At 67.8% G+C, this 24,224-nt stretch carries 24 protein-coding genes; 6 read left to right on the top strand and 18 right to left on the bottom strand.

What is annotated here, in order from left to right; all coding sequences use genetic code 11:
* The first annotated feature begins 94 nt into the window (after positions 1-94).
* The gene (locus AB4112_RS02385; RefSeq protein ID WP_441716943.1) at positions 95-1,003 is read left to right on the top strand and encodes an amidohydrolase family protein; all 909 of its coding nucleotides are present in this window, start codon (positions 95-97) and stop codon (positions 1,001-1,003) included.
* Positions 1,004-1,382: 379 nt separating this feature from the next.
* On the opposite strand, the gene AB4112_RS02380 is transcribed toward AB4112_RS02385, so the two are convergent.
* From AB4112_RS02380 to AB4112_RS02340, 9 genes are read right to left on the bottom strand one after another with little or no spacing between them, the layout of a single operon-like run.
* Positions 1,383-2,318, bottom strand: coding sequence for a Pnap_2097 family protein (locus AB4112_RS02380; RefSeq protein WP_441717254.1), 936 nt, complete (start codon positions 2,316-2,318; stop codon positions 1,383-1,385).
* An 8-nt stretch (positions 2,319-2,326) separates the two neighbouring features.
* Positions 2,327-3,619, bottom strand: a complete 1,293-nt coding sequence (locus AB4112_RS02375; RefSeq protein WP_441716941.1) for an MSMEG_0569 family flavin-dependent oxidoreductase — start codon at positions 3,617-3,619, stop codon at positions 2,327-2,329.
* Positions 3,620-3,634: 15 nt separating this feature from the next.
* Positions 3,635-3,922 carry an MSMEG_0570 family nitrogen starvation response protein gene (locus AB4112_RS02370; protein WP_441716939.1) on the bottom strand — a complete coding sequence of 96 codons (288 nt, stop codon included), beginning with the start codon at positions 3,920-3,922 and terminating at the stop codon, positions 3,635-3,637.
* Complete coding sequence (locus AB4112_RS02365) at positions 3,915-5,072, bottom strand: MSMEG_0565 family glycosyltransferase (RefSeq protein WP_441716937.1); 1,158 nt, start codon at positions 5,070-5,072, stop codon at positions 3,915-3,917. Before AB4112_RS02365 ends, AB4112_RS02370 begins: the two co-directional genes overlap by 8 nt.
* Positions 5,069-6,052 (bottom strand): sll0787 family AIR synthase-like protein, encoded by a 984-nt coding sequence (locus AB4112_RS02360; protein ID WP_441716935.1) that lies wholly within the window; start codon positions 6,050-6,052, stop codon positions 5,069-5,071. The genes AB4112_RS02365 and AB4112_RS02360 overlap by 4 nt, the downstream gene beginning before the upstream one ends.
* On the bottom strand, positions 6,049-6,588 hold the full coding sequence (locus AB4112_RS02355; protein WP_309796734.1) for an MSMEG_0567/Sll0786 family nitrogen starvation N-acetyltransferase: 540 nt from the start codon (positions 6,586-6,588) through the stop codon (positions 6,049-6,051). Before AB4112_RS02355 ends, AB4112_RS02360 begins: the two co-directional genes overlap by 4 nt.
* On the bottom strand, positions 6,585-7,727 hold the full coding sequence (locus AB4112_RS02350) for an MSMEG_0568 family radical SAM protein (RefSeq protein ID WP_441716933.1): 1,143 nt from the start codon (positions 7,725-7,727) through the stop codon (positions 6,585-6,587). Before AB4112_RS02350 ends, AB4112_RS02355 begins: the two co-directional genes overlap by 4 nt.
* Positions 7,654-8,697, bottom strand: coding sequence for a Nit6803 family nitrilase (locus tag AB4112_RS02345; RefSeq protein WP_309796738.1), 1,044 nt, complete (start codon positions 8,695-8,697; stop codon positions 7,654-7,656). The genes AB4112_RS02350 and AB4112_RS02345 overlap by 74 nt, the downstream gene beginning before the upstream one ends.
* Before the next feature lie 58 nt (positions 8,698-8,755).
* The gene (locus tag AB4112_RS02340; RefSeq protein WP_309796740.1) at positions 8,756-9,238 is read right to left on the bottom strand and encodes an MSMEG_0572/Sll0783 family nitrogen starvation response protein; all 483 of its coding nucleotides are present in this window, start codon (positions 9,236-9,238) and stop codon (positions 8,756-8,758) included.
* A gap of 356 nt (positions 9,239-9,594) precedes the next feature.
* Between AB4112_RS02340 and AB4112_RS02335 the strand changes: the two genes are divergently transcribed.
* Positions 9,595-10,989: an aminotransferase-like domain-containing protein gene (locus AB4112_RS02335; RefSeq protein ID WP_309796742.1), complete on the top strand. Its 1,395-nt coding sequence runs from the start codon at positions 9,595-9,597 to the stop codon at positions 10,987-10,989.
* 962 nt (positions 10,990-11,951) lie between these two features.
* On the opposite strand, the gene AB4112_RS02330 is transcribed toward AB4112_RS02335, so the two are convergent.
* Positions 11,952-12,857, bottom strand: coding sequence for an AraC family transcriptional regulator (locus tag AB4112_RS02330; protein ID WP_309796744.1), 906 nt, complete (start codon positions 12,855-12,857; stop codon positions 11,952-11,954).
* A 99-nt stretch (positions 12,858-12,956) separates the two neighbouring features.
* Here AB4112_RS02330 and AB4112_RS02325 point away from each other — a divergent pair, with 99 nt between their 5' ends.
* The 3 genes from AB4112_RS02325 to AB4112_RS02315 all read left to right on the top strand — a co-directional run bounded on the left by AB4112_RS02325 (position 12,957) and on the right by AB4112_RS02315 (position 14,501).
* On the top strand, positions 12,957-13,706 hold the full coding sequence (locus AB4112_RS02325; RefSeq protein WP_309796746.1) for an SDR family oxidoreductase: 750 nt from the start codon (positions 12,957-12,959) through the stop codon (positions 13,704-13,706).
* A 119-nt stretch (positions 13,707-13,825) separates the two neighbouring features.
* Positions 13,826-14,014, top strand: a complete 189-nt coding sequence (locus AB4112_RS02320) for a hypothetical protein (RefSeq protein ID WP_309796748.1) — start codon at positions 13,826-13,828, stop codon at positions 14,012-14,014.
* A gap of 37 nt (positions 14,015-14,051) precedes the next feature.
* A complete protein-coding gene (locus AB4112_RS02315; protein WP_309796749.1) occupies positions 14,052-14,501 on the top strand; it encodes a hypothetical protein in 450 nt (149 codons plus the stop codon).
* Positions 14,502-14,775: 274 nt separating this feature from the next.
* Here the strand turns inward: AB4112_RS02315 and AB4112_RS02310 are convergent, their stop codons facing one another.
* The 7 genes from AB4112_RS02310 to AB4112_RS02280 form a co-directional block, all read right to left on the bottom strand.
* A complete protein-coding gene (locus tag AB4112_RS02310) occupies positions 14,776-15,939 on the bottom strand; it encodes a M20 aminoacylase family protein (RefSeq protein WP_309796752.1) in 1,164 nt (387 codons plus the stop codon).
* A gap of 85 nt (positions 15,940-16,024) precedes the next feature.
* Positions 16,025-17,386 (bottom strand): serine hydrolase domain-containing protein, encoded by a 1,362-nt coding sequence (locus AB4112_RS02305; RefSeq protein WP_309796753.1) that lies wholly within the window; start codon positions 17,384-17,386, stop codon positions 16,025-16,027.
* Positions 17,387-17,422: 36 nt separating this feature from the next.
* Complete coding sequence (locus tag AB4112_RS02300) at positions 17,423-18,430, bottom strand: ABC transporter ATP-binding protein (protein WP_441716927.1); 1,008 nt, start codon at positions 18,428-18,430, stop codon at positions 17,423-17,425.
* Positions 18,427-19,449: an ABC transporter ATP-binding protein gene (locus tag AB4112_RS02295; RefSeq protein ID WP_309796756.1), complete on the bottom strand. Its 1,023-nt coding sequence runs from the start codon at positions 19,447-19,449 to the stop codon at positions 18,427-18,429. The genes AB4112_RS02300 and AB4112_RS02295 overlap by 4 nt, the downstream gene beginning before the upstream one ends.
* Positions 19,450-19,453: 4 nt before the next feature.
* Positions 19,454-20,326, bottom strand: a complete 873-nt coding sequence (locus AB4112_RS02290; protein WP_309796758.1) for an ABC transporter permease — start codon at positions 20,324-20,326, stop codon at positions 19,454-19,456.
* Positions 20,323-21,255: an ABC transporter permease gene (locus AB4112_RS02285; protein ID WP_309796760.1), complete on the bottom strand. Its 933-nt coding sequence runs from the start codon at positions 21,253-21,255 to the stop codon at positions 20,323-20,325. Before AB4112_RS02285 ends, AB4112_RS02290 begins: the two co-directional genes overlap by 4 nt.
* Positions 21,256-21,261: 6 nt before the next feature.
* Positions 21,262-23,100 carry an ABC transporter substrate-binding protein gene (locus AB4112_RS02280; RefSeq protein WP_441716923.1) on the bottom strand — a complete coding sequence of 613 codons (1,839 nt, stop codon included), beginning with the start codon at positions 23,098-23,100 and terminating at the stop codon, positions 21,262-21,264.
* Here AB4112_RS02280 and AB4112_RS02275 point away from each other — a divergent pair.
* On the top strand, positions 23,099-23,650 hold the full coding sequence (locus AB4112_RS02275; protein WP_441716921.1) for a TetR/AcrR family transcriptional regulator: 552 nt from the start codon (positions 23,099-23,101) through the stop codon (positions 23,648-23,650). The two genes, AB4112_RS02280 and AB4112_RS02275, sit on opposite strands and share 2 nt — an antisense overlap.
* 370 nt (positions 23,651-24,020) lie before the next feature.
* Here the strand turns inward: AB4112_RS02275 and AB4112_RS02270 are convergent.
* Positions 24,021-24,224 (bottom strand): hypothetical protein (locus tag AB4112_RS02270; protein WP_441716919.1); only part of this gene is annotated, 204 nt, incomplete at its 5' end.

The following is a 24,224-nucleotide window of genomic DNA, read 5'->3' as shown; positions in this document are numbered from 1 at the left end:
TGTCCGAGGATCGACCCATCCGCGACGCCGCATGGTACGATTGTCGGCGCCTGCGGCTGCTCAGCCGGTCTTTCGCCGATTGGGGGTTTGGTCCATGGACGATGCAGCCCTCCCAATTCTCGATTGCCACCAGCATTTCTACGATGCGAGGCGCCTGCGCTACCCGGTCTTCGCGCAGCGCAGTGCCGGCTTCGAGGCCCTTGTCGGCGACTACGGTGCATTGCCGAGGGTGTACCGTCCCGAGGACTATGCGCAGGACACGGCGGGGTTGAACGTCGTCAAGACGGTCTGGGCCGAGTTTATCTCGGAGGATCCGGTGGGCGAGGTGCGATGGGCCGGGGAGCTGGCGCGGGCGACGGGCCGGCCGGACGGCATGATCGGGCTCGCCGACTTCCGAAGCCCCGATCTGGAGCGCAGGCTGGATGCCTACGCTTTGGCGGGGCCCATCCGGTGCGTTCGCCAGCATCTGGGCTGGCATCCGACAGATCCGCTGCTTCGCTACGCGCCGGGACCGGATCTCCTCTCCGATGCCGCGTGGCGGCGCGGGGTGGCGTCGCTCCGCGGCCGCGAACTCGTCTGCGAAATCGAGGTCTTCGGTCCTCAGCTGCCCGATCTCGCCGCCGTGGCCGCCGTCTGCCCCGACATCCAGTTCGTCCTGCCGGTCATGGGCTGGCCTGTCGACCTCACGAGCGACGGCCGATCGGCCTGGAAGCGCGGCGTCGCCGCTGTCGCCGACCGGCCCAATGTTGCGCTTAAGATCTTCGGGATGGAGTGCATCTTCGGCATTCGCTGGACGGTCGCCCAAATCCGCCCGTGGATCCTGGAGGCCATCGATGCCTTCGGCCCGCACCGCTGCATGTTCGCGAGCCATATGCCGATCTGCAAATTGGCCTGCACCTTCCGGCAACTCTATGATGCCTATCTCGAGGTGATCGACGGCTGCAGCCCTTCGGAGAAACGCCAGCTGATGTGCGACACGGCCGCGAGCGTCTACAGGCTGTAAAGCGAAGCCGAACGGATGGCTCCGAATCCCAGTCTTGTGTCCGCAACGGGCCGCCTGCGATCACGTCCGCTCAGGGGAACCTCGGACGATGTCTGGTTGTGGAGCGCTCGAGCTCGCCCCGATAGCCCGCAAATGTCCGGATCCTTTGGGTTCGGGCAATGTCCGCTATCGGGGCATCGGATCTCTGTCCGGAAATGGCGGATATCGTTGAAAAAGTCCCGAACGATTACTTGGAGTGTAAAATCGAGCAAGTTTGCTGCAGATTCGTCCGCCATCTAGCATCTTTTTGTGCTCCGGCTGCCTACTTTTAGTCTCTTTGTTGCGCGCGGAAATGGCGCTCCGACTTTTTCAACAGAATCGGCGCATTCCGGCCGCCCAGTCAGACGCCCCCTACAGTCTCTGTTGTTACCCGATCGGCAACTGTTCTCGTGGTGAACACGTCGCCGATCACCGCTCCATCGGAACCGCGCCGCAACCGGCAATGATGAATGAGGGCGCCGGTCGGCTCGCGGCGCGCCAGCAGGCAAGCCGTAACGGTCTCGCAGCGGTCCACATTGCCGTAGAAGAAGACATCGCGCCGGACCGTCGCCACGGCCCGCGCAAGGACAGGCTCGAACCGCCATTCGGCACGATCGACCATGACGACGAAGCTGGCGAAGTAGAGAAACCCAGCACCGTTGAAATCGAGGCTGGGGCAGGGATTGAATGTCCACGTTCCAAGCTCACTCTCGCGGTGCAGGTCGAACCCCATATGGCGTTCGACGCGCCCCGCCCGGAATCCCGCCGCAAGACCGGCCAGTTTGCTGGCGGACGTGCCTTCGCCGACCGGCGGCAGCCCCTCGATCGCGACGCGCGCCACGGTATGGTTGCCGCCATCGGGCGCGCGGCGCACGAAGGTCGAGATCATGGTGACGACGCCGATCGCCCGGCCCTCGATCGCCAGACGGTGCCGGCTCGACATCTGGGTGCGCGACAGGCGCGCGAGCGACGATGTGATCCTGAGCCTGTCGTTCGCGCGGGCGGCGGCGAAGTTGGCGTCCTCGATCGAAAGCGCGCAGAAGGCGGCATAGACCGGCTGGCCCGCCTCGTCCCGGAAATCCGGCGCGGGCCTGCCGGCGCTCTCGGCCAGGAGCAGCCAATGCCTGTGCCCAAGTTCCTTGAGCAGCCAAATCTCCGACAGGCCGTTGCCGCTGAGATGCGGCATGCCAAGGAGAATCCGGTCCGACCGGGACGGTGGGGCCGCCGGCTCGGCCGGCGCGTGCACGCCGAGCCGGCAGGAGTCACCGAGATCGCTGACAGTGAAAGGCCAATTCATCATCTAGATCAGCCCGCCGCGACAAACTGACGGATGCCGTCGGACCGGACCTCCTCCGGGGCCTTCAGCCTCTCCACGATGCGGTCGGCGAGGTAGCGCGCGTCGCGCGACACGCCGGAGAAGCGCCCGGAGCCCCAGCTGTGCAGCCAGGGCAGCCCGAGGAAATAGACCCCCGTCTCGGCGGCGACGCCGCGGCGATGCTTGGGATGGCCGGCGCCATTGAAGGCGGGGACGTCGAGCCAGGCGAAATCCGGCCGGAAGCCGATGCACCAGATGATGGTGGTGATGCCGGCCGCGTCGAGATCGAGCGCCGTGGGTTCCGCTGCAGGCTGCCAGACCGGCGTGTAGACCGAGGCCGGCGGCGCGGCGATGCCGGTCTCGGCGATGTACCGGTCGATCGCGGCGTTGATGCCGTTGTAGACGCGGTCGGCCTCGTCGAGGGCGGCTGTCAGCGTCGGGCGGAAGGTGACGCTACTGCCGTCGAGGCCGTCGAGCAGGCCGTAGAGCTGCATGCCCTCGAGCGCGAATTTGCGCAGGTCGATGTCACGCCCGCCATCCCGCCCGGTGACATAGTGGTTGGTGTTGTCCCGCACGCCCTCGCGGAGCGGATGCTGGTCGACCGACATCTCGTAGTAATTCATCTCGGCCAGCCAGGTGACGACATCCTTGCCGCGATAGAAGCGGGCGCAGCGCGGCGCCCCGCCGACGGCGAGATGAACCTTGCGCCCGGCCAGGTGGAGATCCTCGGCGATCTGGGCGCCGGACTGGCCGGAGCCGACGACCAGGACGGCGCCGTCGGGCAGGGCCTGCGGGTTCCGGTACTGCTCGGAATGCAGCTGCCGGATGTGCGCCGGCAGGCGTTCGGCCATGCGGGGGATGATCGGCACGGTGTAGCCGCCCGAGGCGACGACGACCTGGTCGGCGATATAGTCGCCGTCGGAGGTGGCGACGTCGAAGGCGCCGTCCGCCCGGCGCCCGACGCGCAGCACCGACACCCCCTCGCGCAGCGGGGCGTCGACCTTCGCCCGGAAGCGGTCGAGATAGTCGACGATCTCGTCGCGCTTCATGAATCCGTCGGGATCGGTGCCGTCATAGGGATGGCCGGGCAGGTCGCATTGCCAGTTCGGCGTGACCAGGCAGAAGGCGTCCCACCGCTGCTCCCGCCAGACATGCATCGCGGTCTTCTTTTCGAAGACGAGATGGCCGATGCCGGCTTCGCTGAGATAATGGCTGATCGACAGGCCGGCCTGGCCACCGCCGACGACGGCGACCGGGATGCGGTTCGGGCTGGCATCCGACATGGCGGATCTCCTCCTCTATTCCTGGAAGGACTCGACGCTGACGAGGGCGTCGGGCTGGTCGATGAAGCGCCGGCAGGCCGCTTCGAGGCGGGCGATCTGGCCGGCGGCGCGCGGGCAGTCGAAGCCGAATTTCTGCCGCACCCGGTCGCCGGCGATGGTCAGCGCGGTGCGGCTGCGGTCGAGGAAATCGGCGACCGGATAGGCTTCGCCGGGCGCCAGATGGTCCTTGATGACGAGCGAGGGCGAGTAGCAGGTCTCGCGCGTGCCGTCGGGCCAGCGGATGGCAAAGATCATCTCAGGCATGCTCGACCTCGCGGATCTGCCGATAGGCCGGGAGATGCGCTGCCGCGGTGCGGGCCCAGCTGTGGGGCGCGAGGATGGCATCGATGCGCCGGGCCAGGTTTGTGCGGGCATGCGGCTGGACGGCCAGCGCCATGGCGTCGGCGATCGATCCTGGGCTGCGCGGGTCGCACCAGACCACGTCGCCCTCGGCGAAATGCTCGGTGAAGGGTGGAATGCGCGAGGTGACGACGGGCGTGCCGCAGGCGATCGCCTCGATCGCCGCCAGGCCGAAACCTTCCTGCACCGACGGGAAGACCAGCGCATCGGCGATCCGGTACAGCGCCGGCATCTCGGCTTGGTCGATGGGGCCGGTCAGGACCACGCGGCCGGAGGCTTCGCCGGACCGCTCCATCTCAGCCCGGAAGGCCGACTGATAGGCGCTGTGGTCGAGCAGCGAGGCGCCGCCGGCGATCACCAGCTGTGCGGCCGGATGGATGGCGAGGATCTGGCCGAAGGCCTTGAGGATGGCCAGGGTGTTCTTGCGCGGTTCGACACCGCCGACCGCCAGGAACACCGGTCCGGCACCGAGGCGGAGGCGCTGCTTGAGGTCGTGGTCCTCGGGGCCGGCCGTCGGGGAGAAGGCGTCGCGATCGACGCCGTTGCCGACTGGCGTGGCGGCGATCCGGAAGTCCCGGGCCAGCACGTCGCGCCACAGCCGGCTGACGACGAAGCACCGGTCGGCTTCGACGATGGAGCGGGTCTGCAGGGTAGCGATCCGGTCATCGGTGAAGCTGTCGATATGGTGGACGGTGCGCACGAAGGCGGGGATCAGCCCGCGCTGCTTCAGGCTTGCCAGTGCGTTGCCGGAGATCCCGTCCTGGGCATGGAAGATGTCGAAGCGGCGATGCGCCGGATCCTCGAAATACCTGATGTACTCCGCTATCCGCGTCTCGACGAGATCGTGCAGTGCCGGGCCGACGGGGGAGGCCGGGATCGGGATCGTCCTGCACAGGGTAGGACGAAAGAAGCCGGCGCCGGTGACGTCGGGGGCATGGACCACGGCCTCATGGCCGAGGCGGGTGAAGGCTTCGGCGACGGCCAGTGCATGCGCCACGCCGCCGCGCGGATTGGTCGAATGCGCCAGGATGGCGATGCGCGGCGGACGAGTCATGCGACGAGCTCCGCCCGGCAAAAGCCGAGCAGGGGCCTGTCCGCCGGATCCCAGATCAGCTCGGTCGTCGTGCCGTCGGTGATCGTCACCGTGCTGCCCGACCGGATCGTGCCGATATCGGCGGCGGCGATGCCGCGTGCGGCGAACAGCTCGAGGATCGTCCCGGCATTCTCGGTGGACGCCGTGATCAAATAGCCGAAGCTGGGGAAGGTCATCAGCCAGCGGTCGAGCGGCACGCCGTCCGGCCGCGGCACCGCCGTCACGTCGATGTCGATTGCCACGCCCGAGCATTCGGCCAGCATCGCGGCGGTGCCGACGATGCCGCCCTGGCTGATGTCCTTGGCGGCGCGGGACAACCCGGCCTCGGCGATCATCGGCAGCAGTTCCAGGTCGCCGCGCAGCCGCTCTGCCGGCGCGTCGGTCGCCGCCTCCCAGTTCGAGAACGGCTCACGGTAGCGGCCGCGCAGATCGATCGCCGCCAGCAGCCGGTCGCCGGGCCGGGCATCGAAGCTGGTCAGCAGCGTCTTCGCCTTGCCGAGAATGGCCACCGAAAGCTGGCTGCGGTCGGTGCCGAGATTGGTGTGGCCGCCGACGATGGGGACGCCGAAGCGCTCAGCGGCCGCCCGCATCCCGTCGAAGATCGCGCCGGCGCTCTCCGCGCCATCGGCCCACAGCGCGTCGACCACGGCGACCGGACGCCCGCCCATCGCCGCGACGTCGGAGATGTTCACCATCACGCCGCACCAGCCGGCGAACCAGGGATCGCCGGCGACGAAGGCGTTCATGAAGCCTTCGATTGCCAGCAGGGTGAATCCGTCGCCGTCCGGGATGGCGGCACAGTCGTCGCCGACCGGCGTCGCGGATGTGCCGGACAGGCCGAGCCGGGCCGCGGCGGTCGCGATCTCGGCCTTGGCGGCGATGCCGCGGCTCGCCCGCAGCGTCCCGGCGAGGCGGGACAGGTCGAGGCTGTCCGCCGTCATGCCGCCTTCCTCAAGGCCAGGAACCCCGCATCCGGCGTCCGGAACGGCGGATAGAAGTCGAGGTCCGCCTGCATCCGGTGGTGCGGGCGGCCGTGCAGGTCGACGATGTCGAGCGTCCGCCAGTGCAGGCGCTGGAACAGCGGTGCGTTCTGGCTCTGCACATGGGCGAGGAAGCGGATGGCGCCGCGCGCATGGGCCGAAGCGACAGCGAGCCGGATCAGCGAGGCGCCGAGCGCGCCGACCTTGCGATGGCCCTCGGCCACGGCCAGGCGCGAGCCCCACCACAGGCCGGGCTCCGCCTCATGGATGCGCACCGTGCCCACCACCGCATCGGCGGCGATGCCCAGCAGGGACAGGGCGACGATCGGCGTCGCGATCTCGTCTATGGCGTCGCGGTCGTCGCCGGCGAACAGGCCCTGCTCCTCGCAGAACACCGCCCGCCGCAGGGCAGCGGCGCCCCGTCGTTCCCAGGCCGTGGTGGCGTATTTGACCTGGTACTCGCTGGCGATGAAGGGTTTCCCCAACTCGATGATCATGCGCCGGCTCCCTGGGCCGCTTGGCCGCGCTCATAGGTGGACAGGGCGGAGCAGGCGCCGCATTTGGCGCAGCCGGCCTTGACGTCGACCGATTTCAGCCCGCCCGCGATCAGCATTCCGGCCAGCGGGCCGAGAATGGAGCTCATGAAGCCGGAGGAGGGCGGCGGATGGCTTTCCAGCGGCGTGCCGGAGATCGGCACGAAGGGCACGACGAAGGGATAGACGCCGATATCGACCAGGCGCTGGCAGGTGCCGAGGATCTCGTCGCGCGTGTCGCCGAGGCCGGCGAGGATGTAGGTCGAGACCTGGCCACGGCCGAAGACCGGGACGGCGGCCTGGAACGCCGTGATGTAGCGCTCGACCGGGATCTGCGCCTTGCTGGGCATGATGCGACGGCGCACGTCTTCGGTGACCGCTTCGAGATGCATGCCCAGGGCATCGGCGCCGGCGTCGGACATGCGGCCGAACCAGGCATCGTCGTCCGGCGGCTCGCACTGCACCTGGATCGGCAGGTCCACCGCGGCCTTCACCGCCGCGGCGCTTTCCGCCAGGATCGCCGCACCGCGATCCCGGCCGGGCGGGGTGCCGGTCGTCATCACCATGTGCTTGACGCCGTCGAGCTCGACCGCGGCCTTGGCGACCTCCGCCAGCTGGGCCGGCGTCTTGCGCTCGATCGTGCGGCCGGCGGCGAGCGACTGGCCGATGGCGCAGAACTGGCAGGTCTTGGTCCGGCTCTGGTACCGGATGCAGGTCTGCAGCACGGTGGTGGCCAGCACGTCGCGCCCGTGCAGCACGGCGATCTTCGAATAGGGAATGCCGTCTGCCGTCACCCGATCGTAGAATTTGGGGCGCGGAGCGAAGGAGACGTCGCCGACCGGCAGCCCGTCGCGCAGGACGCGGCTGCGGCCGTCGGGGGATGGCTGCTCGATCAGATACGGGCTGGCGAAGGCCGGCGCGGTGTGGACCGGCACCATCACGGTCATGCCGTCGACGGTCATCGCCTTGTGGTCCGACGGGCCGGCGCCGCCGCGGCGGCTTTCGGTGCCGGCCCTCGGGTCGACCAGCCTAGCGCCGAAGGATTGCAGCTCGTTGATCAGCTCTTCCGTCCTGAGCGCGGCCGGCGTCATCTGTCTCATCATCGGGTCTCCCGGGGACGAAGGGGGCGGCAAGGGCGGCGGCCGCTTCCCGCAGGGGAAGGGCCGGACGGCTGTCGAGGGTGAGGCTGAGCAGCTCGGGGCGGGCGTAGTGGCCGACCGAATCCATCATCCGCTTGCGCTTGGTGATCAGCGCCATGTCGAGATCGGCGACGAGCAGCCCTTCGCCGGTCGTCAGCGGCGGCACGACGTGGTTGCCCTCGGGGGCGATGATCGCGGTCATGCAGCCGCCCCGCAGCGCCTTCTGCAGCTGTGGGTCGGGCGTCACCGAGGCGATCTGCTCCTCCGTCAGCCACCCCGTGGCGTTGACGACGAAGCAGCCGCTTTCGAGCGCGTGGTGGCGGATGGTCACCTCGATCTGGTCGGCGAAGATCGGGCCGACCAGGGAGCCGGGGAACTGCGCGACGTGGATTTCCTCGTGCTGTGCCATCAGCGCGTAGCGGGCGAGGGGATTGTAGTGCTCCCAGCAGGCCAGCGCGCCGACACGGCCGACGGCGGTCTCGACCACCTGCAGGCCAGCGCCGTCGCCCTGGCCCCAGATCATGCGCTCGTGGAAGGTCGGCGTGATCTTCCGGCGCCGGAGCTTCAGCGTCCCGTCGGCATCGAACACGAGCTGGGTGTTGTAGAGCGTGCCGTGGTCGCGTTCGTTGACGCCGAGCACGATCACCATGCCGTGCCGGCGCGCGGCCGTGCCGACCGCCTCGGTCTCCGGCCCCGGCACGACGACCGCCTCTTCGTAGAGGCGCAGATGCTCGCGTCCCGTGAGGACCGGCGGCAGCACGAAGGAGAAATAGGGGTACCAGGGCACGAACGTCTCGGGAAAGACGAGCAGTTCGGCCCCCTTGTCCGCGGCGTCGGCGATCGCGTTCAGGACCTTGGCCATCGTCTTTTCGCGCGAGGTCAGGTCGGGGGCGATCTGGACCGCGGCGACGCGGACCGTGGCTGTCTCAACCATTGCGGCTGTCTTTCCTATGACCGATGCGGCCGCGGGGCCGGCCGCATCGGTCCGCGGCTCAAAGCGTCCAGGTGTCGAGGATGAAGGCGTTGTCCCTGCGGTGCAGGAGGACGATGTCGAGGACGTCGAGCGGGTTGATCGGGATCACCCCGGGGATGAGCGCGCCTTCGCCATGTCCGTACAGCGCCTGCAGGGCGAAGCGGCAGGCATAGACCTTGCCGCCGTCGGTCATGATCTTCTCGATGCGGTTGTTGAAGTTGAGATGCCCGGGGAAGGCGTCGTCGCCGAGCTTGGGAAAGCCGCGCTGGACGCCGAGAGTCACGCCCGGGCCGTAGAGCAGAACCGAGGTCTCGAACCCCTTCTGGATGAGGCGGGAGGCCTGGAGGAGATTGACGAGACCGATCGAGCCTTCGAAGGCGACGGTGTGGAAGGTGACGAGAGCCTTCTCGCCCGGGGCGGCTTTGACGTCCTCGAACACCTTGGTTTCGTAATCGACGAGGAAATCACCCTTCTGGTTCGCGGGCTTGGTCACGGCTGGCATGGCTCACCTCTCCGAAGCGGGATTGGACTGCGGCAGCGACCGCAGCGTCGGAGACAGTTGATGCAAGCAATATGCCAGTCATTGGATTCCCTCGCTTGCGCATTTTGCCGCGATCTATATGCATTCAATTATACAGTCATTCTGCCTGTCGATTGAGCAAGATTCTGCCCATTTTGATTCCATGAAATGGAAATCTTCCGAGCAACCCGGCCGAAAATTAGCTTGTCGCAGAAAGCAATCAAGATGGGATGTGCATACAAAAATGCAGTCAATAATATGAGGCAATTTCGCGACGTCGCCGTGGCGGCGGTGCAGACAACACGATACAGTCAACCTGCCTTCATCAACGATCGCGCATGATGTACGACTGGACCCCCGACCTCTCGATCTCCGACCGGCCCCGCTATCTCGCCCTCGCCGACCGGATCGCCGCCGACATCCAGTCCGGCAAGCTGGTGACCGGCGACCGCCTGCCGCCGCAGCGCAAGCTGGCGGAACGGCTGGGTGTCGACTTCACCACGGTGGCGCGGGGCTATGTCGAGGCCCAGAAGCGCGGGCTCATCGAATCCCGCCAGGGCCAGGGCACCTTCGTGCAGAGCGGGCCGAAGGCCAGGGCGGTCCCGGCCCCTGCATCACGGCCCCGGCCCGATGCGGTCGATCTCTCGATGAACCTGCCGCCGGAGCCCGACGACCCGCAGTTGATCGAGCGCATGCAGGCCGGGCTGGAGATGGTCGGGCGGGACCTGGTGTCGCTGATGCGGTACCAGGGCTTCGGCGGCGGCCCGATCGACAAGGAGGCGGCGTCCCTCTGGCTCAGCCGCCGCGGGCTGGTTCCGGCGCAGGAACGCATCTTCATCACGCCCGGGGCGCATCCCGCCCTGCTCGGCATCCTCGGCATCCTGGCCAAGCCCGGCCAGGTGGTGCTGAGCGAAGCCATCACCTATCCCGGCATCCGCTCGATCGCCGCGCAGCTCAACCTGTCGCTGGTCGGCCTGCCCATGGATGACGAGGGCATCGATCCGGATGCGTTCTCCGCCGCCTGTTCGAAACTGTCGCCCAAGGCGCTCTATCTCAACCCGACCCTGCAGAACCCGACCACGCTGACCATGTCGCAGAAGCGGCGCGAGACAATCGCCGCGATCGCGCGGCGCTGGGGCGTCCCGATCGTCGAGGACGATGCCTATGGCTTCATCCCGTCCCATGCGCCGGGGCCGCTGGCGTCGGTCGCGCCCGACATCACCTGGTACGTGGCGGGGCTGGCCAAATGCATCGGCGCCGGCATGCGCGTGGCCTATGTCGTGGCCCCCGACGCGCGGTCCGGCTGGGCCTTCGCCGCGGCGGTGCGCTCGGCCACCGTGATGGCCTCTCCGCTGACCGTCGCGCTGGCGACGCGCTGGATCGAGGACGGCACGGCCGACAGCCTGCTGCGCTTCATCCGCATGGAGGCCGCGGCGCGCCAGGCGATCGCGCGCCAGGCCCTGCCGCCGGGAAGCTTCCGGGGCGATCCGGTCAGCTTCAACATCTGGGTTCCGCTGCCGGAGGGCTGGACGCGTTCGGCGTTCATTGGGCACATGCGGACCACCGGGATCGGCGTGGTCGCCAGCGACCCCTTCACCGTGACCGGCAACCCGCCGGAGGCGGTCCGCATCTGCCTGGGCGGGCCGGCGTCGCGCGCGGCCGTGCAGCGCGCGCTCGACTTCGCGGCGCATGCCCTCGAGGAGCTCCCGGCCGTGGCGACATCGTTCCTGTGAACCGATCGTGCTCGAGATTGTGGATTGAAGTCGGTCAAGGCTGACTCGGATAGCGCTGTTCGCAGCAGCGCGCGCCGATGGCGGCGACGTCTGTTTTGAGCGTGCCCGGTCATAGCGTCATGGCGAAGAGGTCGGTTTCGCCTTCGTCCACCATGTTGCCGGCTCGGCAGCCCGCGCATCGCCGCGCTGGGCCACGGCGGCCGGGGCGGAGGCGACAGCCTGAGGGCGTGGGCCGGAGCAGATCATGGCTGCGCCCGGACGGCTTCAGGACGGCGCCGGCGGCCTGGGCTGGACGCCGAGGCGATGACGATCGAGAGCCTTGCCAGCGGCCTGGGCGCCCGCATCAGCACCACCATCACCGGCGACCAGGGCACGGCCCTGGTGCTGCAGGCACGGGCGCGCTGGAAGCACGAATTCTGAACGACCGGGCGGTGCCGGACGCCGGCTGCCGGGCCGCGGCTTCCCATCCGCGGCCACCAGCGGCGATGCGGCCCCTGCCGAATGCTACCGTGACCGCAGCACCCGTCTCCTTTGGGGAGCTTCGGAAGATCCGAACTTCGTTTCCTTCATAAAGATAAACGAGTTAACCAATGTCTGCTGTTGAGACGCTGGCGCGACGTCTCCTTTTTGGCGCCCTCCAGCCGGGCCGCACCGGCCCATCGGGCCGAATCGGACAATGTCCATCCCGGGAACCGCGCTAGCAGCGATGATCCGTGACTTCCCCGCATGGATTGTTCGAAGTGCGATATGGGACCCAAAAGCAAGAGGCCGGCTGGCGAGGTCACCATGACACCGGTGATGACTTCAGGATCCACGACACCAACGCCCACGCAATGCTCGCGCTGGCGCTGAAGGCGAACAAAGTCGGCGCAAATTCCGGATTGCCGCCGAGCCCGGCTGCTGAGGCCAATCCGCAGCCCGGGGTCGCACCAGGCAAGATAAAAAGTGATCCTCTCGACGCGCTAACTGGCCGTTCCATCCCGCGCATAGCGCGCCGGCGGCATGCCCACGTGCCGGGTAAAGGCAGTGCTGAATGTGCTCGCCGACCCATAGCCGACGCGGACCGCGACCTGCGAAATCGCGAACTCGTGCGTGCGCAGCAGGCGTTTGGCGAGCGCCATGCGCCAGGCGAGCAGATATTCCATCGGCGGCAGTCCGACGATGCGGCTGAATCGGGCGAAGAAGGCGGAGCGCGACATCGCGGCTTCGGCAGCGAGGCCGGCGACCGTCCAGCCATGAGCCGGCTTCGCGTGCATTGCCCGCAAGGCGGCAACCAGGCGATTGTCGGAGAGCCCGCGCGCCAGGCTCGGTACCGAACCCGCGTCGGCACCGCAGCGCAGCGCCTCGATCAGCAGCACCTCCAACAGGCGTTCGAGCACCAGTGCACGCCCGGGCCGTGATCGGCGGGTCTCGTCGCCGACCAGTTGCATAAGCGTCGCAAGCCGCGGCTCGCCGCGCGCCACCACCATCGTCGGGAGCAAGGATACGAGGAGGGTGGCATCGGGAGATGCGAAGCTGCACAACCCGACCTGCATCCTGAGGTTGATCGGCGCGTCCGGCCGGCCGACCCGGAAGCGCCCTTCGCCAAGCTCGACCGGCAGCATGTCTATCCCATGAGGCGGCGCGTCGATGCTCTCGATGACCTGATCATTGGTCGACGGCGACAGCACGAAATCACCGGCGCTTACGATGATCGGCGGCTGGCTCGCGCCGACCACGCGGCACTCGCCTTCCAGAACCGCGAAGTAGACGGGCTTGCCCTCGACATCGCGGCGGATGCGCCAGCGCCCGGCATAGTCGACGAGCTTTGAGAAGCTGGCCGATGGCTGGAGCAGGGTCACGATCTCGGCAAGCGGATCGACCGTCATATCTGGACTATCGCCAATTGATTCGAGACGTTCACCCATGGAAGGTATCACGCACGAGAGCCATCTCCGGATCGCCTTCGACAATTCCGGAGCAATGTCATGCCCAGCGTCGTCATCACCGGCTGTTCCTCGGGCTTCGGCCTCGAAACCGCGAAATTGTTCCTTGAGCGTGGCTGGAAGGTGATTGCCACCATGCGCAACCCCAAGGCCGACATCCTGCCGGCGTCCGACAATCTCGTCGTCCTGCGGCTCGACGTCACCGATCCGGCGAGCATCGCCAGCGCAATGGAACAGGCCGGTGAGATCGACGTGCTGGTCAACAATGCCGGGTTCGGGGCAGCGGTGCCGGTCGAACTGATCAAGCCAGAGACGGCACGCCAGTTGTTCGAGACGAACACGCTGGGCACGCTGGCCACGCTGCAGGCGGTGCTGCCCAAGTTCCGCGAGCGCCGGGCGGGCGTGATCGTCAACGTCACATCCACGGTGACCCTCAAGCCCCTGCCGCTCGTCAGCGTCTATCGCGCGAGCAAGGCGGCGGTAAATGCGCTCACCGAAAGCTTGGCGGTCGAGATGGAGCCGTTCGGCGTGCGCGTGCATATCGTGCTCCCCGGCCGTTCGCCCGAAACCCAGTTTGGTGAGAACGCGATGCCGCACCTGCGCGGGCTCGACAATCCGGACTACAAGCCGCTGATCGAAGGGATGATCGCCAATTTCCGCGAGGATAGCGGCCCGGTCACGCATGCCGGCGATGTGGCGGAGGCAGTCTGGCGGGCGGCCACGGATGCGAATGCGCCGCTCAGGATTCCGGCGGGAGCGGATGCGGTGCAGTGGATGGCCGAGGCAGCCTGATTCTCGATCAAGGCCGCGCGCCGGTTGCCCATGGATTGTTGAGACCGTGACCGCGCGGCCGACACTGTCATCGGCGGCGCCGGCATCGACACCGCATCCGAGAGCGGTTCGGGGCAACCTTGCCCATCAGCCTCCAGACCGCCGGCGGCGACGGCGAGGGCGACACCCTGACCTGGGTAGAGCAGGTGGTCGCCTCCGCCTTCGCCGACGATCTCGCCGGCGACGCCGGCAACAACACCCTCTGCGGCGTCGCGGGCAACGATGTCATCGCCGGCGGGGCCGACGTGCTGAAGACGCGGCGCCGGTAACGGCACCTTCATCTGCAGCACCATAGCCGAGAGCACGGTGGCGTCGACCGGCAAGGACGCCATCGTCGACTTCGCCAGTGGCGACAGGACCGAGCTCTCCGGTATCGATCCCGACGGCAACGATGCCACTGGCGCCACCGCCTTCAGCTTCGGCACCGGCGGCCTCACCGGCGCGGCGGGCGAACTGCGGGTGATCGACTTCGGCGACGGCCGCCAGGGCGTCTATCTCGACGTCGATGGCGACAAGCGCCCGGACCCTCGTCCCCCTGAGGCGGCCACGAACTCAAGGCGCTGCGCCTGCCCGGGCAGCGCCTACGGCCGGGCCACACGAGCTGAAGCCTCGCCTGCCGCCGGGCCGCTCTTTTTGGACTCAGACCACCACCGTTCTGCGGCCGACTTGGGGTGCTCTGGTCCAGCTCGGTCGGCCGAAAGCGCCGGTATTCTGTGGGTTCGGTCAATGTCCGCTGTCGGCGAGACTATTCGATGACCGCATATGGCGCTCTTCTGCCTAATCCGAGCTGGCGCAGCCAGGGCTCACTGCCCCGGGAACGGTAGGGCGAGTGAATATTGGTCTCGAGAGCAGGATGCTTCGGTCACCAGGCTGCACCGGTGCCATGGCCAAACAGTCCCACCCTGTCCCGATATTTGGCACAGATTGGATTGGATTTTGATTTGGCATTCGGATCTCGGGCAGCTCGTTCCGCATGCCTGACGACCGATGCGACAAGCGAGGGCAACTCGAGGCCGGGCGACTCAGTCTCTCATGCCGCGGCGAGGCGTCTCTCCACGATTCGCGCCAGCAGGCTCGCGCCGACCGGCAGGATGCCGTCATCCAGCACGAAGCCGGAATTGTGCACCGGCACCGAACCCGCATGGCCGATGGTGCAGTAGACGCCCGGCGTCGCGTGCAGCATGTCGGCAAAGTCCTCGCTGCCCATCACCGGCGCCGTCTTCAGATAGGCTTGGTCCGGCCCGACGATGTCGCGGGCCGCTTCGAGATAGCCCTCGACCAGATCTTCGGTATTCACCAGGACGTCGAACACGTTGCGAATGTCGCATTCGATCTCGACCTCGAAGGCGGCGGCGGTGCCCGCCGCGATGGCGCGCATCCGCTGGCGCACGAGCTCATTGACCTCCCGGTCCAGGAACCGGACCGTGCCGGAGACGACGGCCTCCTCCGGCACGATGTTGTAGGCGCTGCCCGCGTGGATCTGGGTGACCGAAAGCACGGCCTGCTTGAGCGGACTGACGTTGCGGCTGACGACCGATTGCAGCGACTGAACCAGCGCGGTGGCGACGATGATCGGGTCGCGCGAATGCTCGGGCATGGCGCCATGGCTGCCGCGCCCGCGGATCCGGAAGTCGAAGAAATCGGCGCCCGCCATGGCTGGTCCAGGCTTGATGCCGATGCGATAGGGCTCATCGGCGGGCGCGTTGTGGAGGCCGTAGATCTCGTCGCAGGGGAAGCGCCGGAACAGCCCGTCGGCCAGCATCGCGCGGGCGCCGCCGCAGCCTTCCTCGCCCGGCTGGAAGATCAGGACGGCGGTGCCGGCGAAGTCGCGAGTCTCGGCCAGGTAGCGCGCGGCCCCCAGCAGCATCGTCGTGTGACCGTCATGGCCGCAGCCGTGGAAGCGCCCGGGGATCTTCGAGGCGTAGGTCAGATTGGTGCGCTCCTCCATCGGCAAGGCGTCCATATCGGCCCGCAACCCGACGGCGCGGCCCGGCCCGCGGCGGCCTTCGATCACGCCGACGACCCCGGTCATGCCCAGGCCGCGATGCACCTCGATGCCCCAGGCCTCCAGCTTTGCGGCGACGATGCCGGAGGTGCGGACCTCCTCGAAGCCGATCTCCGGATGCTGGTGCAGATCCCGCCGGATGGCGGTCAGTTCGTCCTTGTAGCTGTCGATGCGGTTGATGACCGGCATGTCGGGGCCTTTGCAGACGGGGAAACCAGGGTTCGAGCGGATGGGCCTGTGCCGCGGCCCGTTGACGGGATCTCGTGCGCCGGGGCTAGACGGGCTTCTGGTAGGACACGGCGAGATCCTTCGGATCGGCCACCCATTCGCTGCCGCCGAGGAACAGGCGGCCGGCCGTGCCCGAGGCATCGAAACCGCGCTCGACGGTCTCGCCATGGCTGGCAAAGCCGTTGGCGAGCGTGATGCGGCCCCGGTCCGGCCCGGTGGCCTCGATCTCCGTGGCGTCGGCGAAGGGCTTGAGCCCCGCGGGATCGGCGGCCAGCACCAGGTCGCCCATCGGGACGAGGTCGATGGCGCGCCAGAGACTCCACCAGCGCCCGGCCCAGCCGGCGACCGCGGGTGATGGAGCCCCATGGCCGGCGAACCGGTGAAGGATCGAGACGATCCCGTCCAGCCAGGCATGGGCCGGGCCGTCGATGGCGTTGGTGAGGACGGAGAGGCCGATGCCCCAGTCCGGCACCATAGCCGAGCGGCTGATGAAGCCGGGGAAGGCGCCGCCATGGCCGACCAGCACATGGCCGTCGACCCGGCCGATCGTGGTGCCCAGCCCGTAATGCCGGGACTCCGACTGATGCGGCACCTCCCAATGGGGGCGCGTCATCTCGCGCCGGCTGGCGACCGAAAGCACGCTCGACCCGGCTGCCGGGTCGAGGCTGGCGAAGAAGCGGGCGAGGTCCCCGGCCGTGCTGACGAAGCCGGTCGCCGCGGCAAGGGCGAAGGTGGGCTGGTCGCCGGTGATCGCGCCCCGGCCGAAGGGCATGCGACCGCTATGCCCCGCCGCCAGGGGCGTGCCGGCTGCGAGAGGCATGTCCGGGGCAGTGCTCGCCAGCTCCGAGGCCCCGACGACCTCGCGCGTGATCCAGCGCGCGTAAGGTTCGCCCGTGATCGCCTCGATGGCGAGGCCCAGGAGGCCGAAGCCGAGATTGGAGTATTTGAAGCGGCTGTTGGCGTCTATGGCGAGCGGACGCGCAAGCTCGGCCCGAAGCGCCGCCTCGTCGAAGAAGGGGGCGCGGACCTGCCAGTGCGGGGACCGGGTCCCGTCGCGCATCGTCCCGGAGGCATGGGCGAGCAGCTGGGCGATGGTGGTCTCCGCCACCAGCGCATGCAGGCCCGGCACATGGGTCCCGATCCTGTCGTCCAGATGGAGGCAACCGGCCTCATGCAGCTTCATGATTCCGGCGGCGGTGAAGGTCTTGGAGTGGGAGGCGACGCGGAAGCGGTGGGCCGCGGTCAGCGCCTCGCCGGTCCTGAGGTCGGCGACGCCGAAGGCGCGCTCCCACAAGACAGTCCCGCCTTTTGCCACCGCGACAACGCAGCCGGGCTGCTCGGCCGCCTTCATCTGATAGTCCATCCAGCGGCCGGCATAGGCGAGCGCGGCATCGAGCCATTCGGTCATGACACGGTCTCTCTTTCGCTTCTTCCGGAGTGTGGTTCAGCCGCCTGCCAGGGCGCGCTTCGGGACGGCCGCGCCCTCCGCCGCCCAGCAGGCGACGGCATGCCCGTCATCGACGCCGGCCAGCGCTGGCTCGTGCTCGGAACAGCGGGGGAGGGCGATCGGGCAGCGATTGCGGAAGCGGCAGCCGCTGGGAAGGCGGGCCGGATCGGGCGGGTCGCCGAGCCGTGGTACCGGGTCGTCGCGGCGGGCGAGGTCGAGCGACGGGACGGCGGCGAGCAGCGCCTTGGTGTAAGGGTGGCGAGGGGCCCGGAACAGCTGCTTCGCCGGGGCCATCTCCACGATGCGGCCGTAGTACATGACCGCGACGCGGTCGGCGATGTACTCGACCACGGCGAGATTGTGGGACACGAACAGCAGCGCCAGCTCGAATTCGGCCCGCAGGTCGCGCAGCAGGTTCAGGATCTGCGCCTGCACGGAGACGTCGAGCGCCGAGACCGGCTCATCGCAGACGATGAGGCTGGGCTTCAGGATCAGCGCACGGGCGATGCCGATCCGCTGCAGCTGGCCGCCCGAGAGCTCGTGCGGGAAGCGGAAGCGGTGCTCGGGCCTCAGCCCGACCTTGTGAAAGATGTCGGCCACGGCCTCGTCCCGCTCATGCCGATCCAGCATCTCCTGGATGTCGAGAGCCATCCTGACCGAGGCGCCGACCGTGCGGTGTGGATCGAAGCAGGTCCTGGGGTTCTGGAAGATGAGCTGGGCATGGCGCCGCTGCCGCTTGAGCTGGTCCGGCGACAGGGCGAAGAGGTCCTGGTTGCGGAACAGGACCGTGCCTGCGCTCGGCCGCTGCAGGGCGATCACGGTCCGACCCAGCGTGCTCTTGCCGCAGCCGGATTCCCCGACCAGCGCCAGCGTCTCGGCGCGGGCCAGCGTCAGGCCCACGCCATCGACGGCGTTGATGGTCCCCACGACGCCGCCGAACAGGCCCTTCCGGACGGGATAGCGGACATGCAGGCCGTCGACCTGGAGGAGGGGTGGAATGCTCACGGTCCGTCTCCCGTCGCATCCGGCGCCGCCCAGCATCGCAGCCGATGGCCCGGAGCCACCGGGTCGAGCGGCGGCATCTCCTCGCGGCAGCGCGCGAGAGCGAGGCTGGCGCGGCGGCCACAGCGCGGCGCGAAGGCGCAGCCCGCCGTGGGGCGGCTGAGATCCGGGATGCCGCCCGGAATGTCCTGCAGCCGCTCGCCGACCGACTGCCCGAGCCGCGGCGCGGCCCGCAGCAGGCCGCGCGCGTAGGGATGGGCCGGGTGGTCCAGCATCGTCGCGACCGGGCCATCCTCCACGATCCGCCCGGCATACATGACCGCCACCCGGTCGGCGAGCCTCGCGACGACGCCGAGATCGTGCGTCACCAGCAGAAGCGATGTGCCGGCGTGGCGGCAGCTGTCGCGCAGCAGCTCCAGGATCTGGGCCTGGATGGTCACATCCAGCGCCGTCGTCGGCTCGTCGGCGATCAGCAGCCGCGGCCTGAGCGCCAGCGCGATTGCGATCATGACGCGCTGGGCCTGGCCGCCCGAGAGCTGGTGCGGATAGGCGAGCGCCTTCTGCTCCGGCGCCGGGATGCCGACCGAGCGGAGCAGGGCGACGGCGCCGTCCCACGCGCCTTTCCGGCTCAGGCGCTCCTGTTGGCGCAGCGGCTCGGCGACCTGCCAGCCGATGCGGCGCACCGGGTTCAGGCAGCCCTGGGGCTGCTGGAAGATGATGCCGATATCGCGTCCGCGCCAGCGGCCGAGGTCGCGGGCCGACATGGCGAGCACGTCGCGCCCGTCGAACAGGATCTTCCCTCCGGCGATCCGGCCGGGCTTCTGGATGAGCCGCATGATGGAGAGGGCCAGCACGGATTTGCCGGAGCCGGACTCGCCGACCAGCCCGACGATTTCCCCGGGCGCGATCCGCAGGTCCACGCCCTGCACCGCGTTGACGGTGGCGGGCCCGAAGCCGAACTGGGTGCGCAGGTCGCGGATGTCGAGAAGCGGCGCGTCGTGCAGGGGCGAAGGCGTCGTCATGGCCTCAGCTCCTCGGGTCGAGCACGTCGCGCAGCCCGTTGCCCAGGATGTTCATGCCGAAGATCGAGATGAACAGCGCGGTGCCGGGGGCGGCCACGGCCCACCAGGCGGAGAACAGGTAGGTGCGGGAGTTGACGAGCATGGCGCCCCATTCGGGGGCCGGCGGCTGGGTGCCGAGACCGGCGAAGGACAGCGCCGAGGCGAGCAGCGCCGCCAGCGGCGTCGCGAAGGAGAGATAGACGATCAGCGGCGACAGCACGTTCGGCAGCACGGTGCGGAACAGGATCTCCGCCTCGCTGGCCCCCAGCGCCCGGACGCTGACGACATAGTCCTCGGACTTCACCGTCAGCACCGTGCTGCGCACGAGCCGGGCGTATCCGGGGATACCGGCGATTCCGACCGCCGCCATGCCGGTCCACAGGCTCGGCCCGAGGATGGCGACCACCACCAGCACCATCAGGATGTAGGGAAAGGCCAGGAGCACATCGATCATCCGCATGATGATCCCGTCCGTCAGCGCCGACCCCGCGCCGGCGACGAGGCCGAGCACGGTGCCGATGGAGGCGGAGATCGATGCGGTGACGGCGCAGATCAGAAGGAAGTAGCGGGTGCCGTGGATGATCCGGCTCAGGAGGTCGCGGCCGACCTCGTCGGTGCCGAACCAATGCAACGTCCCCGGGGGCATCAGGCGCTGGGCAGGGCTGATCTTGAACGGGTCGTAGGGGGCGATCAGCGGGGCGAAGGCCGCGAGAAGGATCAGGATGAGCAGAACTGCGCCGCCGGCCACGGCCGAGGGATTGCGGAGGAGCCGCCCGCGCAGTTGCCGCCAGCGCGGCTCGGCCTTGAAGACCGGTTCCTCGAGCACCGTCTCGGTCACGACACGAGCTCCACACGCGGGTCCAGCCAGGCGTAGAGGATGTCGGCGGCGAGGTTGATCACGAGGTAGGTGACCGCGCTGATCAGGATGATCGACTGCGTCAGCGCGAAATCCCGCCACTGTATCGCGTTGACCGCCAGTTCGCCGATGCCGTGCCAGCTGAAGATGGTCTCGACGATGAAGGCGCCTCCCAGGAGGTTGCCGATCTGCAGCCCCACGACCGTCAGCACCACGATCAGGGCGTTCGGCAGGGCATGGCGCAGGATCAGCGTGGTCTCGCTGGCCCCGCGCGCCCGCGCCGCCAGGATGTAGTCCCGCCTCAGCACGTCGATCATGCTGCTTCTCGCCACCCGCGACAGCGGGGCCGCCTCGATCAGGCCGAGCGCGATAGCGGGCAGCACGATCGCCAGCGGACCGTGGGGGACCACGGGCAGGAGCCTGAGCCAGACCGAGCAGAGGAGGATCAGCAGCAGCCCGAAGAAGAAGGCCGGCATCGAGATGCCGAACAGCCCGATCGTCGTCGCGGTTACGTCCAGCCAGGTGTTGCGCCGGGCGGCGGCGAGGATGCCGGTCGCGAGGCCGACGATCAGCGCGATCGCGAGCGCCGCGCCGGTGAGCAGGATGGTGTTGACGTAGCGGTAGCCGATCTCGTCGATCACCGGCTTGCGTAGACGGATCGACTCCCCGAGATCGCCATGCGCGAGATCGCCGACATAGAGGACGAACTGCTGGTACCAGGGCAGGTCCAGGTGATATTTCGCCCGCAGCGCGGCGATGGCCTGCGCTGCGTCCTGTTCCGAGAGCTGGCCTTGATATATCGCCGTGGCGGCGTCGGTCGGGATCAGGGCCTTCATCAGAAAAGTGATCAGCAGGATGCCGATCACCACCGGGACCAGAAGCAGCAGGCGTTTCAGGACATACCGGCCCATCGCTCTCTATTCCGCGACCTTGAGGTCGGCGGCATAGACATAGCCGAGATAGTCGAGGCGGTAGTCCTGCAGCACCGCGCGGGTCACCGTCATCGGCCAGTCGGTGAGCAGAGGCAGGATCATCCGATCCTCCAGTACGGCCTTCTGCGCGTCGCTGACGAACTGCATGCGCTTGGTCGTATCGAGGGCGGTGTCGGCGGCGACCAGGGCATCGTCGATCGACGGGTTCGGCGGCAGCAGCTGGCGATGGCCGGGGGACCGGAACAGCTGCGACATGACGCTCGGGTCGGACCAGGTCCAACGGTTGAGGTCCATGTCCCAATCCGGCTTCAGCAGGCCGGGATAGAAGGTGCCCCAATCCGCCGTGCCGACATCGACCTGGATGCCGATATCGCCGAGATTGGCCTGGATGACCGCGAGCGCCCGTTCCGTCGTGCTGTCGGCATAGCTGCGGATGGTGAACTTGGCCGGGACACCGTCCTTCGCGCGCACCCCGCCATCGTCCTTCCAGCCGGCGGCGTCGAGGAGAGCCTTGGCTTTGTCCGGGTCATAGGGGGTGCCGTATTTCTGGGCAACGGTGTCGTCATAGCCCGGGATGCCGCGCGACAGCGGACCGAGCGCGATCATGCCGTTGCCGCCGAAGGCCGCAGCCAGGACGGCCTCGCGATCGACCGCGTGGCTGATCGCATCGCGGAAGGCCCTGTCGCTGAACGGGGCCTTCTTGTAGTCGAACTCCATGAACATCAGGTTCTTGGCGTTCTTGTCGTTGATGACGGTGAATTGCGGATCGTCGGCGAGCGGCCGGACCGCGTCCGCCGTCAACTGCGCGGCGTCGAGCTCGCCGGTCTGCAGGGCCGATGTCACCACGCCTTCCTCGGCCATAACGTTGAGGACGACCCGGTCGAGATAGGGCGGGCCCTGATTGGCCGCATCCGGGCGGTACTGCTTGAAGTTCGGGTTGCGGACCAGCTCGATGCGCGTGCCGGGGGTCCAGCTGTCGAACATGAAGGGCCCGGTCCCAACCGGATGGCGGGCGTAGGCCTGCCCCGCGGCCTTCACCGCAGTCGGGGAGTTGAAGCCGAAATAGGACTGGCCGAGCAGGTTGACGAAGGGCGCGAAGGGCCGGGTGAAATGGAAGACAACGGTGTCGCCGTCCGGGGCGTCGACCTTCTCCAGGGGCCCGACGATACCCTTGGAGGGGGAGGCGCTGTTCGGATCGAGGATCGTGTCGAAATGGAACTTCACGGCCGCCGCGTCGAACGGGGTGCCATCGTGGAAGGTCTTGCCGCCCTTGAGCTTGAAGGTGATGGTGCGGCCTTCGGCGTCCGCCTGCCAGGATTCGGCGAGCCAGGGCCGGGCCAGCCCTTTCTCGTCTAGATAGACCAGCGACTCCAGCAGGTAGTTGCCGAGAACGCTACTCACGGCCAGGGAAATACTCTGCACATTATAGAGGCCTTCCGGATCGATAATCAGGCGGAATCGCGCCACCTTTTCGGTCTGGGCGAAAGACGATCCCGACCTTCCCAGCGCGAGGGCGCCGACGGAGGCCGCGGAGGCGAGCGCGAATTGCCGACGGTTCAGCACCGAAATCTCCCTGTTCGTTATGAAAAGAGTGATTGTGCGGCCGCCATTGGACAGATGGATCGCGCGGCCTATATCCGAATGATTGCTCGGATTTAGGCGGTGCGCAAGAGCCGGTGATGGCCATGCGAATTGGATGCAATTTTCTTGCCAAAGAAAGAAGAGGGTGGCCGGAATGACAAGTTTCACGCCCGGAAAGACGGGAGCGACGGCGAAGCGCAGGCCGGTCCAGGCTCGATCGCGCAAGATCAAGGCGGCGATCATGGAGGCGGCGCACGACGTCATGCGCGAAAGGGGCATCCGGGCGATAACGACCAATGCCATTGCGGAGCAGGCAGGGATCAAAATCGGCTCGGTCTATGATTATTTTCCCAACAAGGAAGCGATCATCGCCGAGATCTACGAGGAGAAGCTGGCCCAGGTGCGCGGCTTCCTCGAAGCGGGATCGGAGAGGATCGATAGGGCAGGCTGGCGGGCGCAGCTTGCCGATCTCATTCGCGAGACCTGGGCCTACCAACTCGGCATCGGCCTCGATCGCACCATCGTTGATGCATCCTACTACTATGAAGACCTGCTCCGGATCGCCCGCGCGCATTCGCAGCTCTTCGCGTCGAACTACGTGCGTCTTCTTCGCCGGCTGGGCACGAGCTGGGACGACGAGCGGCTCTTCGACCTCGGCATCAGCATCTACACCCTGGTCAACGCGACATGGAGCTATTGGCGGCTGAGGGAGACCGGCGACCCGGTCGCCATTGAGAGGCAGATCGTTCTGACGATCCGTCTCATCGAGCCAGCGTTGGATCGCGCACCGTAGTTGATGCCACCAGGCGATCCTGATGTTGGAGTACAGGACGCACGTTGCATCGGCGCGGCTGGGAGCGAGGGCCACGGCATGGTGTTATCCAGCTTCCCCCTCTGGCGATATCGGTATCTCCCGCTGGCGGTAGCTCTGCGGTGTTTGCAGCCAGCTCGTTCGGATCAAAGTCGGCGAAGTCCGCCTCGGAGAGTCGACCACAATGGCCGGTTTCTGGCACTTCGGTCTCCTCGGACTGGGAAGAAGGAGCCGGATTGTGCTGCTCAAACCGATGTCCGGATTCGGAGCGCTGGCATGGCGTCTCCTTATGGCGCGCTCCGGCCATGTCCGAACGACAGCTCGGAGTGGCGGACTTCTGGCCGGACACCGGTCACCGATCCCCGCCTTCGTCCAGGACCAGGCACTGAACCGGGGTGTCGGCTGGGATCAGGTCGCGTCCGTGAAGCTCTTGTAGCAGCCTGAGGCAGCGCTTGCCGATGACGACGCCGTAGCTGCCGTCCGGCCGCTCGTGGACCACGATGACGCCATGCTTGCGCTCGGCGGGCGTCGATGCCTGCAGCTTGTCCAACGGGAT

Source organism: Inquilinus sp. 2KB_23 (assembly GCF_052115705.1).
GTDB lineage: Bacteria > Pseudomonadota > Alphaproteobacteria > DSM-16000 > Inquilinaceae > Inquilinus > Inquilinus ginsengisoli_A.
This window is presented reverse-complemented; position numbering and strand designations above follow the sequence as displayed.

Coding starts and splice junctions, on each gene's coding strand:
- AB4112_RS02360 (WP_441716935.1), bottom strand. CDS start 6,052: ATGACGGCGGACAGCCTCGACCTGTCCCGCCTCGCCGGGACGCTGCGG.
- AB4112_RS02275 (WP_441716921.1), top strand. CDS start 23,099: ATGGAGGCGGCGCACGACGTCATGCGCGAAAGGGGCATCCGGGCGATA.
- AB4112_RS02305 (WP_309796753.1), bottom strand. CDS start 17,386: ATGACCGAATGGCTCGATGCCGCGCTCGCCTATGCCGGCCGCTGGATG.
- AB4112_RS02295 (WP_309796756.1), bottom strand. CDS start 19,449: ATGACGACGCCTTCGCCCCTGCACGACGCGCCGCTTCTCGACATCCGC.
- AB4112_RS02335 (WP_309796742.1), top strand. CDS start 9,595: ATGATGTACGACTGGACCCCCGACCTCTCGATCTCCGACCGGCCCCGC.
- AB4112_RS02375 (WP_441716941.1), bottom strand. CDS start 3,619: ATGTCGGATGCCAGCCCGAACCGCATCCCGGTCGCCGTCGTCGGCGGT.
- AB4112_RS02280 (WP_441716923.1), bottom strand. CDS start 23,100: ATGATCGCCGCCTTGATCTTGCGCGATCGAGCCTGGACCGGCCTGCGC.
- AB4112_RS02385 (WP_441716943.1), top strand. CDS start 95: ATGGACGATGCAGCCCTCCCAATTCTCGATTGCCACCAGCATTTCTAC.
- AB4112_RS02380 (WP_441717254.1), bottom strand. CDS start 2,318: ATGAATTGGCCTTTCACTGTCAGCGATCTCGGTGACTCCTGCCGGCTC.
- AB4112_RS02340 (WP_309796740.1), bottom strand. CDS start 9,238: ATGCCAGCCGTGACCAAGCCCGCGAACCAGAAGGGTGATTTCCTCGTC.
- AB4112_RS02285 (WP_309796760.1), bottom strand. CDS start 21,255: ATGGGCCGGTATGTCCTGAAACGCCTGCTGCTTCTGGTCCCGGTGGTG.
- AB4112_RS02365 (WP_441716937.1), bottom strand. CDS start 5,072: ATGACTCGTCCGCCGCGCATCGCCATCCTGGCGCATTCGACCAATCCG.
- AB4112_RS02345 (WP_309796738.1), bottom strand. CDS start 8,697: ATGGTTGAGACAGCCACGGTCCGCGTCGCCGCGGTCCAGATCGCCCCC.
- AB4112_RS02325 (WP_309796746.1), top strand. CDS start 12,957: ATGCCCAGCGTCGTCATCACCGGCTGTTCCTCGGGCTTCGGCCTCGAA.
- AB4112_RS02310 (WP_309796752.1), bottom strand. CDS start 15,939: ATGCCGGTCATCAACCGCATCGACAGCTACAAGGACGAACTGACCGCC.
- AB4112_RS02355 (WP_309796734.1), bottom strand. CDS start 6,588: ATGATCATCGAGTTGGGGAAACCCTTCATCGCCAGCGAGTACCAGGTC.
- AB4112_RS02330 (WP_309796744.1), bottom strand. CDS start 12,857: ATGACGGTCGATCCGCTTGCCGAGATCGTGACCCTGCTCCAGCCATCG.
- AB4112_RS02370 (WP_441716939.1), bottom strand. CDS start 3,922: ATGCCTGAGATGATCTTTGCCATCCGCTGGCCCGACGGCACGCGCGAG.
- AB4112_RS02350 (WP_441716933.1), bottom strand. CDS start 7,727: ATGATGAGACAGATGACGCCGGCCGCGCTCAGGACGGAAGAGCTGATC.